Source organism: Sphingosinicella microcystinivorans (assembly GCF_027941835.1).
In the GTDB taxonomy this organism is placed as follows: domain Bacteria; phylum Pseudomonadota; class Alphaproteobacteria; order Sphingomonadales; family Sphingomonadaceae; genus Sphingosinicella.
In genome coordinates this window covers 4106540-4124151 of sequence record NZ_CP116005.1, presented here as the reverse complement: position 1 = coordinate 4124151, position 17612 = coordinate 4106540, and the positions used below count along the sequence as shown (strand labels likewise).

Sequence of the window (17612 nt, the reverse complement as noted above, 5' to 3'; positions counted from 1 at the left end):
TCGCAGCAATGCTTTCGGGAAATTGCGTTATTTGCAATTTCGGCGCGCATATCCCCGAAACACGAGAACCATCCGGTGCGCGGTCATCCTTAAAGGGCCATCCGCTCAGGTTTCAGGACATCGTCAATGCAAAGCGCACCCTCGGCAATCAGCCGAACGACGAGTTCGGTTCGGGAATGCACGCCAAGCCGTGCCCGTGCCTCACGCATATGTTCGAGCACCGTCTGCTCACCAATCCCGAGCTCGCGCGCGATTTCATGATTGCGCAGGCCGCGGCCGGCAAGCGCTATGCATTCGCGCTGACGGTCGCTGACCCGCACGCCGGGAGTACGGCGGCGCTGGCGGGAAAGACGGCGGGCGCCCTCGAAGGCAAACAGCCCGATCATCTGGGCCCATGGCAGCACTTCGTCGGGCAGCGCTTCATCCGCGACCGAAACGAAGGTGCATGATCCCAGCGCTTCTCCCGGCACGTGGGCGGGAATTGTGACACCTTCGCCGAGCCCGATCTCTCGCCCGCGGGCCAGCACGTCGCGATCGGTCCGGGTCAGCGGAATGAGCTGCGGGACATCGCGCCACAGAAAACCCTGCGCCGTCCGGTGACTTGCCCGGTGGATCGGATCGGAAAGCCCGAGCCGGTTTGCATCGTACCAGTCCTGCCACCCGGGCGGATAATTATGAATGCGTACGGCGCGCGGCGATGCGGAAAAATCAACGTGATGCGAGAGCGCAAAATAACGGATGCCCATCCGGTCGCAGGCGTCCGCAAGGGCATCGCGAAGCGCGCTGTGCGTCTTCACGGCGGAAATCCTGCGCGCGAACGCGGAGGCAGCAAGCAGAGGCATTGGCCCATGACCCGGCCCGAAAAACCCGGCATTCTCATTGATGCCAGATCTCCCGGCCGCCTTCTCACACGCCGGCAGCGCCCCTCAAGAACGCTTGCCTGGCAGGCGCGATCACTGCTCTGCCCGGGTGCGGTTGGACAAGTAATGTCCGCGACCTCGCCCGTCCGGTCAGGGGTGTAGATAGTAAATTCACAGAATCGGATAATGCAAGTATATTCTCTTTATTTGGCGGAAGGCAATTGTGGTGCTTCCGGGTGAGCGCAGGGGGCAAGTTGACGAAGGCGCAACATCGTTGGCGCCATCTGAACTTCATCCTGCGCCAGGCGCGCCGGACTTCGCTCTGGATGTCGCGGGCTCGTTTGCGGCAAACGTGGCACGTGCCGGGACGCTGCCGGCGCTTGCTGCACTGCTTGGCGCGGCCGCCAGCGATCTCGGGTTTTCCTTTTTCGCGATCGCTGAACATGCAAATCTTGCAAGGCCGCCTCCCGATCTTCTTCTCCTCCACAATTATCCGCCCGGGTGGGCCGACGCATTCATGCTTGGCGGCTGGCGGCATGATCCCGCCTGGCACGCGGCGAGTTGCCGTCTTGCGGGGTTCCGGTGGAGCGAGCTGCCCGCGCTCATGCGTTTGAGCGATATGGAGCGCGCGCATCTTGCGGCTGCCCGCCGCGCCGGACTCGGCAACGGCTACACGGTGCCGCTGCACGCGCCGGGCGGTCGTACCGCGAGCTGTTCCTTTGCGGTGAGGCCGCGGCACTGCGTTGCACCGCGTGCCCTTCTTGCCGCAGATTTCATCGCGCAGCGGGCGTTTCTTGCCGCATCGTCAATTCTTGGCACCCCGTCCCGTCGTCCGCATTTGAGTCCGCGCGAGCGTGAATGTGTGGTGCTGATGGCGCAGGGGAAAACCGACTGGGAGATCGCGCGGATCCTTGGTCTGAGCGAGGAGACCGTGACACGCTATCTGAAGACGGCGAGGCAGCGTTTCGGAGTCACGCGCCGGACGCAGCTCGCGCTCGCCGCAATGAGCGCGGGCCTTATCGAGATGCGCGACTGCATTTCCTGGGCGTAGCCACTTTGCGGTTCTGGTTCACCGCTACATCGAAAACATCCCCCGCCGCGCGCGCGGTCCCGGGGGGGAGGGTGTCCACAATCGTGGTCGATAATGTCCTGTGTACTGAACGTTGTGCGTCTTTGTGTGCATTATACTGGACGTTGCGGTCTGGCGCTGAACCCCGCGGACGGGGTTTTTCTGCAACGGAGAGGCAGATGACGTCCTGAAGGCAAGGAACAGGGACAACCGGATTTCGGGACGCGGCGAGAACGTCACTACATGACATGAAAGCCGCAGGCTAACGGTTCGGACGAGCCCACGGCCTGGTCCGCTGCGCTGTATTGCTGTGAAATCGACCTCGGCAAGCTGCACTCCTGGCAATAACCCCTTTGGGGGTTGATGGCGCCGCCATCCCCTTCCGGCATCGTGCGCGCAAGCCGGAGGCGCCTGTGGAAAAGCTTTGGACAGAAATCGCATGCGCTCGCCGTGGGCATCGCCGCCGTCCCGGCGCGCGGGGTCGCGCTACCCGGCCGGCGCCGAGCTATGCCCGATCGGGGCATCCCTGACTGGCGCTCCGATGCGCCTTATCGCGCGCTTGCGGCGTGCGACGCGCCGCTCATCGCCTGGGAATGGCTGCGCCGCGACCCCGCATACCGCGCCGCAGCGCGCAGCGATACGGATGCCGGGCGCTTTGGTCTTCACCGGTTCGAAGACCCGGCAATCATCAGCGCGCGGGCGCGTGTCTGGTGGCGCAGGGACGTTGATCCCTTCGTGCTGACTGCCGCAGCGGCGCCCTGCGCCGGCAGCGAAGCGTTCTCGCCGGACCTGCTGCCTGTCGCCGTTGCGATAGAACGTCTGGCCGGCGCCGAGCGGCTTCTCGTGACGGACGGCGCGCACAGCCTGCGCATCGATATCGTCGCGGGCACGCTCCTCGAAGGTCCTGCGCATCTGACATGGCAGCTGCCCGGCCTCGTAGCCGCGGCCGCGCCGATGCACGCGCTCGCCCGGTTTATTGCGCTCTGCCGGACCGGCGTCCTGAGGCGCGGCACGTATCCATCATCCGCCGGAGCACGGCGGTGGGCGCTGTTGCTGCGGGTCAGCGATGCGCTCGATGCGGGTGCCTCGCAGCGCGAGATCGCGGCAGCCCTTTTCGGCGAGGAAGCCATTGGTCGCCGCTGGCGCGTCAACGCTGCTGCACGCAGGACGCAGATTCAGCGTCTCGTCCGGCAGACCCGGTGGCTTCGCGCGCAACCGGCAGCGCGTCTTCTCATGCCGGGGGCACTCGGGCGGCACTGAGCGTCTGCCGCAGGGGCATGAGCCGTGCCTGATTGGGAGGCGAGTGTCACTTACGGGAACAGTATATTTTCAAGCGTGTCGACCAGCGCGCGCCGCCTGTCGGCGGTCAGCCTGCCGAGATTGAAAAGTTTCCACAGGACGGCGGGCAGGTGTTGCGCATCGGCTATGCCGAGCAGATCCCAGTCCGGATCCCCGCGCTTGAATCCGAGAAGAAAATGCCGATGCGCCTCCGGCATGTCAGCGACCATTGCGGTGATGATCGCTTCGCGCGCCTCCTCAAGTTCGGCGAGGTCGACCGGCTCATGCGTCATTCCGGCAAAACTGCGCGCGAACTCACCGCGCAGCGACTTGCGGTTCGGAGCAAGGACTTCAGCCATCGGGCGGGGGTGGCTTGCAAGATAGACAAGGAAGGCGCATCTCAATTCGTCGTCGATGCCTTCGTTCGCCAGCAGATCTCGCACGTCAAAAAGGTCGCGGGGATGCTGACGGTCAAGTGCGGCCACGATCTTGCCCGCGTAGAGATCAGAAAAGGACACGACCTGAATCTCGGCAAAGCCGAAAGCATCCTCGACCGCAGGCGCCACGCTGATAAGGCGAGGGGCATAGACGGTGCCGCGCAGCACCGGCGTCACCTCGATCTTGATCTGCACATCTCCGGCGCGCACGATCAGCTTTGTGACGATTTTCGCATCCGCCGATCGCGAGACATTGACCTGCGCACCGGGAATACCGCGCTCGATCCTCGTCCTGATCCGCAGCATCGCGGCATCCATCGCGGCAAGCGAGGTGCGACGGTCCGCAACCGGCAGCCAGGTGAGGTCGATGTCCACCGAAAGGCGCGGCATGTCGCGCACGAACAGATTGATCGCCGTGCCGCCCTTGAGGGCAAAGGCGCTCTCCCCGGCCACGAAGGGGAGGGTGCGAATGAGGAGCGCAACCTGCCGCCGATAGATGTCGAGAAAGGCCATGACGATCAATGCGCCCCGAATTCGGGCGGAACGGTGATATTGTAGCGCGGGTCGAGCTTGCCGCCTTTGACAAGAACGCGCTTGCCCGCGCCAAGGTTCACACGCGACGTGTCGAGCCGGGCGAGCCATGCGTGCCCATGGCGACTGGCGAAGAACAGAAAGAGCCGCTTCACCTTGACACTGGTGCAAGCCTCAAGGAGCATTTGCAGGCGGCGCGGACTTAGATCACTGAGGCCCTCCATCAGGGCATCGACCTGCTGGAAGCTCTCCCGCTCGGGCAGTTCGTCGAGCAATTCGAGAACGGCGCGCTCCTTGCTGGAGTAGCGGACGGGCAGGGCCAGACCGCCTGTGCTGACCATGACGGGACTCGACTCAGGCGGCGCGTCGACATCGCCGGGAAACAGCCGCAGGCTGTTATGCCAGCGAAACGCGAGATCGAGCGGCAGGCTCGCCAGCCAGGTCGGCGGATGCGTCGGCCCATAGAGATGAACCTCGCGCATCGCGGCGGGCAGATAATGCGCATAGCCCTGCTGTTCGAGCGCAGTGCGCCCGCCGACGGCCAGTGGAAGGTCGAGCACGGTCTGGAGCGAAACGACAACCTGCTGCCATGTCAGAGGTGAACGCGAGCGGCGATAGACGCGCCGCGCCGGACTCTCAAGCCAGCCCGCCCGGACATACTGGCTACGCAGCGCCGATGAATATCCCTGAGCTTCCATCCAGGCGGCATCGGCAAGAAGCCCCTCGGGAAGTTCTTGCTGGAGACGGTTTAGTTTTCCATCAAAACGCATAGTCATGCTTGGTCTTTTGACATATTTGCAAACCATTGTCGAGTTTATAATCATTCCAATTCCCTAAGTCATACTTAGTGTTTTAGGAAAATAGTAAACCTTCCTGACCTCAACTCCCCATATTCTCGGGCGAACATGGCGAACAATCGCTGTAAATGACCCGGATTGGCAGGGAGGCGTTTTCGCCGACTTGCTGATCGTCGGCGCGATGATCGTTGGTGCTCCGAATACGGCGAAAGCAGACATAGCCTTCGCGCTGTACCTTTCATGCTGTTGGCTAAACCGTTTTTGTCCCCTGGTGCCGCCGGTTCGAAAAAACATTTCCCGAGCCCCGATACCACCGGGTCTCCTCCGGCGGGCTGGCCGCCGCCCTGAAGCTCGCGTTCGATACCGGGCCCTGACGAATGCCGGGGATCCCTCGCGGCATAGCGCCGCCGCTGCGTCTGCTGTGGCTGTGGGCGGCTTCTCTTCCCCAGGGCGTCTCCCCGTACCCGTGACCCGGCTTACCGGGCATTGACCTGGACCAGCCGCCTTGTCCCGAAACCTTCCGCCCTTACGGCTTCTTTCCCCGCCCGTGCCGGGCTCCTCGCGGCCGCTTCGCTCCCAAACAAGCCGGGCGTCAGGTCCGCCGCTCACGCTCCGGCCCTTGCGGGTGCGGGACTGCGGCTCGGGGCTGGTCCGACGGTCTGCCCATCGCCCGGAACGGGTTCGGGCGAGACACGAAGGAGAAATGAAATGCCTGCAATCGGACATGTGAAGCGCAGCGGCGAGGGCTACAAGGGCGAGCTCAAAACCCTCTCGATCCGCGCCGGGATCGAGATCATCCCCAACCGCACGAAGACCGGCGACGCCCAGCCCGACTACCGCGTGCTGACCCAGGGCATCGAGATCGGTGCGGGCTGGATCCGCACCGGCGAAACGTCGGGCAGGGACTACGTGTCGCTGAGCATCGCCGCGCCGGAGTTCGGACCGCGCCGGCTCTACGCCAACCTCGGCCGCGTGCCGGGCGAGACCGACGAAACGTTCGCGGTCATCTGGAACCCCTACGACTGAGCGGGTTCGGCCCCGCGCCTCGCGCGCGGGGCCGCCTTTCCTGCAGCAGACGGAGGGTGCGCGGCCTGCCGGGCTTCCGGCTGCGCCAGGCTCGAATTCGGAACGCGCGATTTTCGAGCCTCTGCACGGCCTGCCCATACTGGCACCAAGGGCACGCCGCGCCGCGTGCGGCGCCGCGCTGGCCAGGGAGGCGCGCTCATGACGCAAAGAGAACCCGGACGCGAGCGGCCCGCGCGGCCGCGATCGCCGTACCTCAATCCGGCGATGGCCGCAGCATGGCTCGGAATCTCGCCGCGGACGCTTCAGGCCCATCGCAGCAAGGGCACGGGGCCGCGCTTCCGGCGACACTTCCGCAACATCCGCTACCATATCGACGATCTCGACGCCTGGTCGCGCGCAACTGCGCGGGCTTCCGGGCGCAGGAAGGGCGGCAGGCCGTGACGTCGCCCCTCCGGCCGATGCGCACGTGGCCTGCGGCCGGAGCCGCGCTTCTGATCGCGGCGCTTGCCGCGGTCAGCCTCGCGCGGCCGCGGCCTCTGCTCATCTGGAACGGCTCGGCGAGCGCGCCGACGGGTCTCTATCTCGTGACGGCGGCCGGAAATCCGGCACGCGGCGATCGCGTTGCCGCCCGCCTGCCGGCGCCCTGGCGCGAGCTTGCCGCGCGCCGCCATTATCTCCCGGCGAACGTGCCGCTCATCAAACGCATCGCCGCCATACCCGGCGATATGGTCTGCGCAAGCGACGACCGGGTCATCGTCAACGGCGCCGTCGCCGCGCTGCGGCTGCGCCGCGACGGCGCCGGCCGGCCGATGCCCGCATGGCACGGCTGCCGCCGGCTCGGCGCGGGCGACGTGCTGCTGCTCGCAGCGCATCCCGCCTCGTTCGACGGGCGGTATTTCGGGCCGAGCCAACGCCGCGACATTCTCGGCAAGGCGCATTTGATCTGGAGGCACCCCTGACCGCCTGCGCTGCGCGGTCGCTGGCGCTGCTGGCCGCGCTCGCAGTCGCCCAGCCCGCACGCGCCGACGCTGTGGCACGCTGGCGTCCGCTCGTCGACGAGGCATCGCTCCGGTTCGGAATTCCGGCTGACTGGATCGAACGCGTGATGCGCGCCGAAAGCGCGGGGCGCGCCGTCCTTGACGGCCGGCCCATCACCAGCAGCGCCGGCGCAATGGGTCTCATGCAGCTGATGCCCGGCACCTGGGCCGATATGCGCGCGGTGCTTTGCCTGGGGCGTAATCCGCATGCGCCCCGCGACAACATCCTCGCCGGTGCCGCCTATCTGCGGCTGATGCACGACCGCTTCGGCTTTCCCGGCATGTTTGCGGCCTATCACGCCGGCCCCGCGCGCTACGGCGAGTGCCTTGCCGGCACGCGCGCGCTGCCACGCGAGACACGCGCCTATGTCGCCGCGGTCGCGGGCAGGCCCGCCGCGCCTTGCGGCGTGCGGCAAGGCGCTCCGCCGGCGCCTTCGGCCCCGCGCCCGGCACTGTTCCTCGTCGGCGGAGGCGCGGGCACACAGGCGCGCTCGAACACCGGGGGGGGGAGCCTGTTTGCGCTGCCTGAACGCGATGCGACCGGGACCGCGCCGGCAGCGGATGCACGCGACGAATTCCGTAAATAAGACTTGGCAAGCATATGATTTGGCGCGATTCTGACGCCATGAAATATCCCGATGACCCGGCTGTATCGCTGCCCGAAGGCAAGCGCCGCGAGCTTGCGCATGTCGTCGGGATCGTGCGCGAGGGCTTCGCCGAGGCGATCTCGCGGCGCACGCAGCCGCGGTATCGGAGCGGGCATCTGCTGAAGATCATCCTGTTCGGCAGCTACGCCCGCGGCGATTGGGTCGAGGACCCGGTCGGGCGCTATTTTTCCGACTACGATATTCTCGTCGTCGTCAATCACGAGGACCTCACCGACGTTCCGGAATTCTGGACGAAGACCGAGGACCGGCTGCTCACCGAGCTTGCTGACGGACGGCTGCGTACGCCCGTCAGCCTCATCTACCACAGCCTCGATGACGTGAACGCACAGCTGCGCCGCGGGCGCTATTTTTTCACCGATATCCTGCGCGACGGCATCGTGCTGTTCGAGGAGCCGGAGCACCCGTTCGAGGTGCCGCAACCGCTATCGCCGGCAGAGGCGCTGCGCGAGACGCAGGACTATTACGAAGAATGGTTCGAGAGCGCCCAGCAATTTTTTAGGCAGTATCAGCATGCGATGAATGATGCCGCGCCAAAGGTTGCTGCGTTTGATCTGCATCAGACGACGGAAAGGCTCTATCACACACTATTTCTCGTCCGCACATTGTACTCGCCCAAGACGCACAATCTGAACCGCCTGCGCTCGCAGACCGAGGCGCTGGAGCCGCAGCTTCGCGAGGTCTGGCCGGGTACGACGAAGTTCGAGCGGCGCTGCTACGAGCTGCTGCGCGCGGCCTATGTGAAGGCGCGCTATTCGCGTCATTACCGCATCACATCCGAGGAACTGGCGTGGATCGGAAGCCGCGTCGAGGTCCTGCGCGGTATCATTGAATCGCTGTGCCTTCAGCGCATCGACGAGCTCGAACGCGCCGCCTGAGACCATCAGTCCCGTTGCGGTTTGCGCTCCGCCATCGCTTTCAGTGCACGGAGATCGCGCATCACCCATTTGGCATCGGCGGAGAAACGTCCGTCATCCATCCCGGGTTGACGAAACAGCGTCAGCATCACCTCCGCGCCGTCTCCGTTCTGCACGATCCGAAGCGGCACGTGTACGGGATCGCCGCTCCCCGTATCGACGACATGGTCCATGACGCCGTATTCGTTGTGGCCGGTAAACCGGATACGAACGGCTCCTTCCGGGCCTTCGGCAAGCCAGTAATCACCGCGCGGCAGTAGCTGCGATTCTGAAAGGCCTGATGCCCATTTCGGGAAGATCTGCGGCCTCCAGATCTCCTCGTAAAGTGCACGCCATTCGCATGCTATCGAGACGCTGAAGGTGCGCGCGGCGAGCATTGCCTGAAGTTCCATTTCTGATCCGGTGATATGTTCTGCGCAGGGGAATAACCGGTCCCGACTTTTCTGCGCTTTGGTAGTTTTCGAACACCCGGGACCGGCGCTCATGTCGAGCGGAATCCTTCAACCGTAAATCAGGAAACTTTGCAAGTCACAGGGGAAGGCCCGTACATTCCGCTGCGGTGCATGATCGCCTGGTATCGACCTTAGGCGAGCGTCGCGATTGTACCGGTAATCAGGATTTGAGGATTACGGATTTCATCTCGCCGCAGAGCGCACAGATGCCCCGCCGGATCTCGAAGCCGCCACTGCCGGCGAGCTGGCGCGTGCGGTTCGCGACATCGTCGCTACTCTCAATTGCCAGCCGCCCGGCAATGCAATCGTCGCATACCGGTTCGGGTGACAGCCGCACGATAAACCCGCTCACCCGCTGAAAATTCGTCGTCATCTGTTTCCCTGTTCGCCCGGCCCTATAGAGCGCACGCGCGATTTCCGAAAGCCGGATCGTTCGCGCCTCCGCCGCGAACGAAGTTCGGGGGAAAGGGCCAGCCCTCTCTCCCCCGCAACGGCAATCGGCCGGGCCGTGGCTCGCTGCGCTGCGCCCGCACCACCCCGCGCAGATTCCCGCTGCGTCCCCGCTCTCCCACGGCTCGCCGCGAGGCAGGGTTCAGCGCCGCCAAAGCGCTGAAACCCTGATCCAAGGAGAGCAGAAATGCACACGACGACAGCACGGCCGGACATGGCAAAAATGACGTTTGGAAACCAGGAAGGCATCCGCAACACCATCGTTCACGGCGATTGCATCGACGTGATGCGGCGTTTGCCCGATCGCAGCATCGACCTCGTTCTGACTGATCCGCCTTACATTTGCCGCTACCGTGCGCGCGACGGGCGAACCGTTGCCAATGATGACAACGACCGCTGGCTTCAGCCCGCATTTTCCGAAGTCTTCCGCGTGCTGAAGGAGGGCGGATTCGCCATCAGTTGTTACGGCTGGACCGCCGCGGATAAGTTCATATCCGCATGGCGATCCGCCGGGCTTCGTATGGTCGGACACATTGTTTTTCGCAAGCATTATGCGTCCTCGCAGCGCTTCCTTCGCTATACGCATGAGCAGGCGTATTTGCTGGCAAAGGGCCGCCCGGTGCTTCCCGAAACCACCATTCCCGACGTGATCGACTGGCCCCGCTACACCGGCAACCGGCTCCACCCGACCGAGAAACCCGTTGAGATATTACGCCCGCTTGTCGAGACGTTCAGCCGCCCGGGCGACCTCATCCTCGACCCGTTCTGCGGTTCCGGTTCCACGCTTGCGGCCGCGCATCATAGCGGGCGCGATTTTGTCGGAATCGAACTCGACCGGTGCCATCATCGAACAGCGTGCACGCGGCTCGGCATGACGCGCTGACCTATCCGCGAATACCAGGACGGCGGGCTCTTGCAGGGCCCGCCGTCATTTTTTGCCCGCGGTTCAGATCATGCGCTTTCCATCGACTGGCGCCAGGTGCAGCCCGCGCGGGTATTGCGATCGGATTCGGGGTGGATTGGCGTTCGGATGGGGCCGGGAGGGGAAGTGCGGCGTAGGGCAAGATAAAACATTGGTGCTACTGCGCTGACTCGCCCACGCAGGCAATTGTCTGCACATCGTTTTTTGGCTGGAATCCTTGTGTCCGACTGGCACTGTCCGTTTGGGATTGGTGCCGACTGGTCTCTGTGCCGCAGATTTGCGTTTGTATTCTGGCACCGGTTTTCCCGTTGCTGGTTCTCGGTCATGCTTCTGCTCGAAAATCCACGAGATCGGGCCGGACCCTTGAGCAAGGATGATGAATTCGAACCCTTCATTGGTCGCATGCGCAGCCGCGGCCGGGCGCAGAAGCGATTCCTTCACAGCATTCTTGCGGCGACTAACCTTGCCGGAGGCATTGGAAGATCACGCCGCAGGGGGCGCTTCGACGGGAGCCGGATCGGACGGGGATCGGGCACCGGACGTATGCTGGCTACGCGAGGATCCAAAGCCATGGTTTATCGCCGCCGCGTCATCATCAAATCGCGTATAGTCCGGATCGCGGGCAAGGGCATGGCAGGTGCGCTTGCGCACCTCCGGTACATCGAGCGCGATGGCACGACGCGGGACGGGGGCAGAGGGCGACTTTACGGCGCCGAAAACGATCATGTCGACGGCAAGGCGTTTCTCGGCCGCGCCGGGGACGATCGCCATCAGTTTCGCTTCATCGTGTCGGCCGAGGATGCCGCCGAATACGAGGACCTGAAGCCGCTCACGCGGCGTCTCATGACACGCGTCGAGGAAGATTTGGGAACCCGGCTGGACTGGGTCGCCGTCGATCACTTCAATACCGGACATCCACACACGCATATCATCGTCCGCGGCAAGGACGACCGCGGCAAGGATCTCGTCATCGCGCGCGAATATCTCTCGCGGGGCATGCGCGAGCGTGCCGCAGAGCTTGTCGATCTGGACCTTGGGCCGCGATCGGCGCGCGATGTGCGTGCGTCGCTGCGACGTGAGGTCGAGCAGGAACGCCTGACGGGGATTGACCGTGCTCTTCTTCGCGATGCCAATGCAGCAGGGTGGCTCGAGGCTGGTGGCAAGGATGTGTTCGACCGGGCCATCCGTATCGGGCGTCTTCGCAAGCTCGAACGTTTGGGGCTCGCCGCGCCTGTGGGAGGACAGCACTGGCAGCTCACGCTCGGCCTTGAAGCAGCACTGCGGGAGATGGGTGAACGCGGCGATATCATCCGGACGATGCAGCGCGCATTCAGCGCGCGGGGCGAGGCGCCTGCTCTTGCCGATCAGCTGATCTATGCTCCCGCCGGGCCCGGGGCGCGTCCGCGTGTCGGCCGTGTGATCGAACGCGGGCTCGCCGACGAGCTCGAGGATCATCATTATCTGATCATCGAGGCCACCGACGGTCGCAGCCATTACGTCGCGCTCGGCAAGGTCGAGACTGTTGAATCGTTGGCTGACGATGCCATCGTCCGGATCACACCTGAAACGCCCCGCATCCGCGAGGTCGATTATACCGTCGCAAGGGTCGCGGCTGCGAACGATGGTCGCTATGATATCGACGCGCACCTTCGCCATGACCCGGCGGCCAGCCGCGCCTTCGCCGAAATGCACGTCCGGCGCCTTGAAGCGCTCAGGCGAAGGATCGGCAGCGCCGCGCGCGAGGCGGATGGCAGCTGGAGCATTGCGCCGGATCATATCGAGCGGGTTGCGGTATACGTGAGGGCGAAGGTGAGGGACATGCCCGTCCGCGTCGATGTCCTCTCGCCGCAGCCGCTTGACAGCCTTATCGGTGCGCATGCCGCGACCTGGCTCGACCGGCAGCTCATCGCAGGCGTTTCGGATGTCGAGCGGGACGCAGGGTTCGGACATGCCGTGAACGATGCGCTCGAGCGGCGGCGACAGTGGCTTATCGCTGCCGGCCTTGCCGAAGAGGTTGCGAGCGAGACCATCTATCGGCCCGACGTTCTTGAAATATTGCGTCGGCGCGAGATGCTGCGCGTCGGATCGCAGCTCGCGCGCGAGCTGGGTCTGGAGTTTGTCGAGCCCGGGGAGGGGCCACGGATAAGCGGCGTCTATCGTCGGTCAGTCGAGACTTCGGGAGGCCGCCTTGCGGTGATCGAACGCTCGCGCGATTTTACGCTGGTTCCGTGGCGGCCCGTGCTCGAGCGGCATATGGGCAAGGCCGTCTCGGGCATCGACCGCGGTGATGCCATCGACTGGACGATCGGTCGCGGGCGAAGCGGCCCGGAAATTTCGTGAACCGATCGCAAATGGATGCTGGCCGATTATCGTTCCGATATGACGAGAATCGCAGCCGCCGCAGCGTCTGATGCAGGTGTCGTCAGTGCTTGAAGCAATGCTCGCGGTGCCAGGAAAGGAAGGTCGGGTGCGGGCGTTCCAGAGAGCGCTGCGGCGGAATGGCGAAGCCAGTCTTGTTGATCAGAGAATGGATGCTGTCGGGATCGTTGGCTTGCCGGCTGACAAGGATTTCGAGATCGTCGTTCAGCCCGATCAGGCCCCGATCGAACATCCAGTGGACGGTTCCAGAAAGGGCGATCCCGTTGGAGACGATATCCGGCCCGCCGCGATCTACCGGGCGGATATGGGCAGCCTCGACCTCGGCGCGGCCGCCGCCATTGATCAGCTTCAACCCAGTCACCGCGCAACGGGCGTCATAGGCCTCGACAACGCGGCGGCGGAACAAGCGGTCACGGACAAGCCGCGAACCCAGATTGGCCACGCGGTCGCGTTCGGTCTCGAACTGGAACGGTGGGCATTCCTCGCGCAGCATGGTGTCGGACGTCTCGTCGATCCTCGGCAGGAAGGTGTCATCTTCTGCAAGACCAAGGTCGATGATGCGGTTGAAGTCCTCGATCGATAGGGGCCGGACCGCGGACTGGGTACGGCCCGAAATCTTGTCTTGGTCGTTGAGAACGCCGCGCTCGACAAGCCCCAGCGGACCCTTGAACGGGACAGGGTTGGGAAAGTCCAGATACGTGCCAGGTTCGATCAGCGCGAGATACATGTCGTTAGCGGTCGGGTCCGGCACGACATGGGCCACTTTGGCCACCGCAAAATATCCGCGTGTGCCGCGGATCTTGCTGGGCTCGTAGTAGATGATCCAATCACCGATGCAGGCGCTGACACGGCTGAGATACTGGCGAGGAAATTGATACTGCTCCGCGGGGTTGTCGTCGTAAATCGAGTCAATCCGGTGGACGAAGATGCCTTTGGCCATGCCGATCACACGCTCTCGTCAGCAGAATAGGCGCTTGAGCCGATAGCGGGGCTGTCGTCGGCGGGCACCTCTGGGACGTCAGGCACGCCGTCCTGCCCAGCGTGCGTTCTGACTTCGGTTGCCCGTTCCTCGATCTCCTTCGCGAAGATGTCGAGCATCGCAGCACCGGCAGGCATCGTGGCGACCTCTTCGACCGCAGCGGGCAATTCGCGCAGCAGCCGTGCCGTTACCTGCTCGGCGCGCTGGATCGTGCCGCGCGCGGCTAGGCCAGCGGCTTCGGCCATCCGGCGCCAGTGGCGGCCGTAGATGTGGCGTCCGCGGCGTTGGCCGCCGATGGCTTGGGCGTGGTTCTGGGTGATGTTGGCCCAGGCGAGGCCCGACGTGAGATCGTAGAGCGGGGCCAGTTGGGGTGCGCCCGGGCCCAGCAGGATCGAGTAGTTCTTGGCGTGGGAATCGACATTGCCGATGGCCACGTTGAAGATCACGGCATCAAGTAGGCGGTTGATGTCGCGCGCGGTCATGTGTTGGCGGACGAGCGCGAACATGTCGGCAATCGACGGGCCGCGCGTGCCGGTGCCGTTGAATTCGTACTTGGCGGCGGGCACACGGCCGAGGGCCTGGCAGAAATCCTCCTGGTGCAGGCGGTGGACATTGTTGCCGTTGCCCGTCCGGTCATAGCGGTCGACAAGCAAGTAGCTGCGTTTCCCCGCAACGCCGGTCGTCACCGGCGCAACATTGAGGCCGATGCGGCGGGCGAGGACCATGCACAGCGCCTCGTTCTGGACGCTGCCGGGCAGCCGCGGATTGTCGGGCTTGAGAATGTGGGTCGATGGCGCGCCGTTGATCGGCACCGCAATCTTGCCATCGATAACAGCTACTGGAAGCTTTTCCTGCGCACCGGCGAGGCTCATCGAGACCCCGTCTTCACCGATGAGGAATGGCCGCGCAGGCAGTTCCTCGATGATCCGCTCAAGTGCGTCGGCATCGGGGGGCGGGCGATAGCCGGGCTCGCCGCGTGGCGGCTGCGGGGCGATGCTGAGCGCACCTGCCAGATCATTGCCGGTCCGCGCGATCAGGCCGAGTGCGTCTTCCGGAGCAGCGCCGAGCGCGCGCGTCATGGCGCGCAGCGGTTCGCCCTCCGGTAGGAGGTTCATCAGCCAGGGAAGGACCTGTTCCCCGTCATAGGGCTCGGGTCGGATCGGCATCGCCAACGAGACCGGGAAGCTGTCCGTGGATGAAAGCCAGATTTCATCATAAACGAGGCGGGTTGCCTGTGCGTCCGCGCTGATCGTGGCGACCAGACGCCCCTCGTAGTGAACCGGAAGTTCCACCGTCAGGCTTGCCGACTGCTAGCGGTGGTGAGACGAAGGCCGACGGCCCTGGCGGCGGCAAGGGCTGAGGATCAGCGTGCAATAGGCACCCCCTTCGTGGGGTGATCGGCGTGCAAAAAGGACCCCTTCATCCCGGGGATTTAGTCGGCCGACTGGTTTTGATCAGTTGGCGAGAACGGGATGTTGATCGTGGAGACAGTGGTTCGGATTCGGCGTGAGCATGCAGCGGGTAAGGCGATCAAGGCGATCGCTCGTGACCTTCGTTTGTCGCGGAAGGTCGTCCGCAAAGCGATCCGGTCGCCGGAGGCGGCGTTCAACTATCAGCGCAAAGTCCAGCCGCTGCCGCGGATCGGTCCTTATCAGGATCGTCTCGATGCGCTGCTTGAGGAGAACGAAGGTCGCGGCCGCCGCGATCGGCTACGGATGACGCGTATCCATGACCTGCTGGTGCGCGAGGGGTTCGATGGATCCTATGATGCGGTGCGCCGCTATGCGGCGCGCTGGCGTGCTGCGCGGCGGAAGGATGCTGGCGAAGGCGCACCGGCGTTCATCCCGATGACCTTCCAGCCGGGTGAGGCCTACCAGTTCGACTGGAGCCACGAGGATGTGGAGATCGCCGGCAAGCCGATGCGGGTGAAGGTGGCGCATATGCGTCTCTGCGACTCGCGCGCACCCTATGTCCGAGCCTATCCGCGCGAGGGCCAGGAGATGCTGTTCGATGCCCATGCCCGGGCGTTCGCGTTCTTCGGCGGTGTGCCGCGACGCGGTATCTACGATAATATGAAGACGGCGGTGACGGCCGTGTTCACCGGCAAGGAGCGTGTGTTCAACCGCCGCTTCCTGATCATGACCGATCATTACATGGTCGAGCCGACCGCCTGCTCGCCGGCGGCGGGATGGGAGAAGGGCCAGGTCGAGCAGCAGGTCCAGACGATCCGAGGCCGCTTCTTCCAGCCGCGACTCCGGTTCGCCAGCCTGGCCGAGCTCAACGGGTGGCTGGAGGCCGAGTGCCGGCGCTGGGCCGAGCATCATGCCCATCCCGAACGCGGGGATATTACCGTCGCCGAGGCGCTGGATATGGAGCGACCGGCCCTGCAGCCGATCCTGGCACCGTTCGACGGCTTCCATGAGAGCGAGCATGCCGTCACCGGCACCTGCCTCATCAGCTTCGATCGCAACCGCTACTCGGTCATGTCGACGGCCGCACGCCGGACCGTTCAGGTGCGCTCCTATGCCGATCGCATCGTCATACGCTGCGGCGATGCGATCGTCGGGGAGCATGAGCGCCACTTCGGTCGGAACCGCACGATATACGATCCCTGGCATTATCTGCCGGTCCTCGCGCACAAGCCCGGCGCGCTGCGTAACGGCGCACCGTTCCAGGACTGGGATCTGCCGCCCGCCCTGCACCGATTACGGCGAAGGCTCGGCACCGGGGACGAGGCCGATCGCAGGTTCGTGCGGGTCCTCTCGGCGGTGCTCACCGATGGCCTGGAGCCGGTAGAGGCTGCCGTGCGCGAAGCGTTGGCGAACGGAACGGCCAGCGACGAGCTGATCCTCAACATCCTCTCCCGGCGCCGCGAGCCGGCGACACCCCACAGCATCGTCACTTCGGAAGACCGGATGCTGCAGCATCCTCCGCTCGCCGACTGTGCCCGCTATGATCTGCTGCGAGGCTATGATGCAGCGGCATGATATGATCGACACGATGCGCGGCCTCGGACTCAAGGGCATGGCGGCGGCGTTCGACGAGGCGGTCACCACCGGCCTCCAGCGCAAGCGCACCACCATGGAGATACTGACCGACCTGCTCCGTGCTGAGGCGACCCACCGGGATGCAGCCTCCATCCGCTATCGGATGACGGCTGCGAGGCTGCCCGTGGTGAAGGACCTGGAGCGGTTCAGCTTCGAGGGCACACCGATCAATGAGGAGATGATCCGCTCCCTTCACGATGGCTCCTTCCTCCCGCCTCGCCGCAATATCGTGCTGGTCGGCGGCACGGGGACAGGCAAGACCCACCTCGCCATCGCGATCACCGCCAATGTCGTGCGAAGGGGCGCTCGCGCCCGCTACTTCAACACCGTCGATCTGGTGACACGCCTCGAAGAGGAGACCCGGATCGGCAAAGGCGGGACCCTGGCGGCGCAGCTGTCGCGGCTCGACCTGATCGTGCTCGACGAGCTCGGTTATCTGCCGTTCGCCCGCTCGGGAGGGCAGTTGCTGTTCCACCTCATCAGCAAGCTTTATGAGCGGACCAGCGTCATCATCACCACGAACCTCGCCTTCGGCGAATGGCCGACCGTGTTCGGCGATCCCAAGATGACCACGGCGCTGCTCGACCGCGTCACCCACCACTGCGATATCGTCGAGACGGGCAACGACAGCTGGCGCTTCAAAAACCGCAGCTGACAGCCACCTTCGGCGCCTTCAAAAATCTATCTTGCGCTGCGCGCGCCTCCGGTCGGGCTACGCCCGCCCTCCGCCGCACGCAGCGCAAGGCCATCTTCAACAAACCAGCAT

18 protein-coding genes are annotated in these 17612 nt (G+C 64.5%); 11 read left to right on the top strand and 7 right to left on the bottom strand.

What is annotated here, in order from left to right:
* Positions 1 to 89: 89 nt before the first annotated feature.
* Positions 90 to 797: a LuxR family transcriptional regulator gene (locus PE061_RS19900; RefSeq protein WP_271256942.1), complete on the bottom strand. Its 708-nt coding sequence runs from the start codon at positions 795 to 797 to the stop codon at positions 90 to 92.
* A gap of 337 nt (positions 798 to 1134) precedes the next feature.
* Here PE061_RS19900 and PE061_RS19895 point away from each other — a divergent pair, with 337 nt between their 5' ends.
* Together PE061_RS19895 and PE061_RS19890 are read left to right on the top strand one after the other, a co-directional pair.
* Positions 1135 to 1911: a helix-turn-helix transcriptional regulator gene (locus PE061_RS19895; RefSeq protein WP_271256941.1), complete on the top strand. Its 777-nt coding sequence runs from the start codon at positions 1135 to 1137 to the stop codon at positions 1909 to 1911.
* Positions 1912 to 2292: 381 nt separating this feature from the next.
* Positions 2293 to 3189 carry a DNA -binding domain-containing protein gene (locus PE061_RS19890; protein ID WP_271256940.1) on the top strand — a complete coding sequence of 299 codons (897 nt, stop codon included), beginning with the start codon at positions 2293 to 2295 and terminating at the stop codon, positions 3187 to 3189.
* A gap of 50 nt (positions 3190 to 3239) precedes the next feature.
* Here PE061_RS19890 and PE061_RS19885 read toward each other — a convergent pair whose 3' ends face one another.
* Positions 3240 to 4157 (bottom strand): nucleotidyl transferase AbiEii/AbiGii toxin family protein, encoded by a 918-nt coding sequence (locus tag PE061_RS19885; RefSeq protein ID WP_271256939.1) that lies wholly within the window; start codon positions 4155 to 4157, stop codon positions 3240 to 3242.
* A 5-nt stretch (positions 4158 to 4162) separates the two neighbouring features.
* Positions 4163 to 4951, bottom strand: a complete 789-nt coding sequence (locus PE061_RS19880; protein ID WP_271256938.1) for a type IV toxin-antitoxin system AbiEi family antitoxin — start codon at positions 4949 to 4951, stop codon at positions 4163 to 4165.
* Positions 4952 to 5680: 729 nt separating this feature from the next.
* On the opposite strand from PE061_RS19880, the gene PE061_RS19875 reads away from it, so the two are divergent.
* From PE061_RS19875 to PE061_RS19855, 5 genes are all read left to right on the top strand, one after another.
* Complete coding sequence (locus tag PE061_RS19875; RefSeq protein ID WP_271256937.1) at positions 5681 to 5998, top strand: DUF736 domain-containing protein; 318 nt, start codon at positions 5681 to 5683, stop codon at positions 5996 to 5998.
* Between the two features lie 198 nt (positions 5999 to 6196).
* Positions 6197 to 6439 carry a helix-turn-helix domain-containing protein gene (locus PE061_RS19870; protein ID WP_271256936.1) on the top strand — a complete coding sequence of 81 codons (243 nt, stop codon included), beginning with the start codon at positions 6197 to 6199 and terminating at the stop codon, positions 6437 to 6439.
* A complete protein-coding gene (locus PE061_RS19865) occupies positions 6436 to 6957 on the top strand; it encodes a S26 family signal peptidase (RefSeq protein WP_271256935.1) in 522 nt (173 codons plus the stop codon). The genes PE061_RS19870 and PE061_RS19865 overlap by 4 nt, the downstream gene beginning before the upstream one ends.
* Before the next feature lie 71 nt (positions 6958 to 7028).
* Positions 7029 to 7622: a lytic transglycosylase domain-containing protein gene (locus tag PE061_RS19860; RefSeq protein WP_271256934.1), complete on the top strand. Its 594-nt coding sequence runs from the start codon at positions 7029 to 7031 to the stop codon at positions 7620 to 7622.
* 38 nt (positions 7623 to 7660) lie between these two features.
* Positions 7661 to 8578: a HEPN domain-containing protein gene (locus tag PE061_RS19855; RefSeq protein WP_271256933.1), complete on the top strand. Its 918-nt coding sequence runs from the start codon at positions 7661 to 7663 to the stop codon at positions 8576 to 8578.
* Positions 8579 to 8583: 5 nt separating this feature from the next.
* On the opposite strand, the gene PE061_RS19850 is transcribed toward PE061_RS19855, so the two are convergent.
* Both PE061_RS19850 and PE061_RS19845 read right to left on the bottom strand, forming a co-directional pair.
* Positions 8584 to 9009: a polyketide cyclase gene (locus PE061_RS19850; RefSeq protein WP_271256932.1), complete on the bottom strand. Its 426-nt coding sequence runs from the start codon at positions 9007 to 9009 to the stop codon at positions 8584 to 8586.
* Positions 9010 to 9229: 220 nt separating this feature from the next.
* Positions 9230 to 9442: a hypothetical protein gene (locus tag PE061_RS19845; RefSeq protein ID WP_271256931.1), complete on the bottom strand. Its 213-nt coding sequence runs from the start codon at positions 9440 to 9442 to the stop codon at positions 9230 to 9232.
* 264 nt (positions 9443 to 9706) lie between these two features.
* Here PE061_RS19845 and PE061_RS19840 point away from each other — a divergent pair, with 264 nt between their 5' ends.
* Positions 9707 to 10402, top strand: a complete 696-nt coding sequence (locus PE061_RS19840; protein ID WP_271256930.1) for a DNA methyltransferase — start codon at positions 9707 to 9709, stop codon at positions 10400 to 10402.
* A gap of 363 nt (positions 10403 to 10765) precedes the next feature.
* A complete protein-coding gene (gene rlxS, locus PE061_RS19835; RefSeq protein ID WP_271256929.1) occupies positions 10766 to 12781 on the top strand; it encodes a relaxase/mobilization nuclease RlxS in 2016 nt (671 codons plus the stop codon).
* An 82-nt stretch (positions 12782 to 12863) separates the two neighbouring features.
* On the opposite strand, the gene PE061_RS19830 is transcribed toward rlxS, so the two are convergent.
* A complete protein-coding gene (locus PE061_RS19830) occupies positions 12864 to 13760 on the bottom strand; it encodes an HNH endonuclease (protein WP_271256928.1) in 897 nt (298 codons plus the stop codon).
* Positions 13761 to 13765: 5 nt separating this feature from the next.
* On the bottom strand, positions 13766 to 15091 hold the full coding sequence (locus PE061_RS19825; protein ID WP_271256927.1) for a type II toxin-antitoxin system HipA family toxin: 1326 nt from the start codon (positions 15089 to 15091) through the stop codon (positions 13766 to 13768).
* Between the two features lie 180 nt (positions 15092 to 15271).
* Between PE061_RS19825 and istA the strand changes: the two genes are divergently transcribed.
* Together istA and istB are read left to right on the top strand one after the other, a co-directional pair.
* Positions 15272 to 16786: an IS21 family transposase gene (gene istA / locus PE061_RS19820; protein ID WP_021238707.1), complete on the top strand. Its 1515-nt coding sequence runs from the start codon at positions 15272 to 15274 to the stop codon at positions 16784 to 16786.
* On the top strand, positions 16773 to 17501 hold the full coding sequence (gene istB, locus PE061_RS19815) for an IS21-like element helper ATPase IstB (protein WP_031304487.1): 729 nt from the start codon (positions 16773 to 16775) through the stop codon (positions 17499 to 17501). The genes istA and istB overlap by 14 nt, the downstream gene beginning before the upstream one ends.
* Positions 17502 to 17612: the final 111 nt, after the last annotated feature.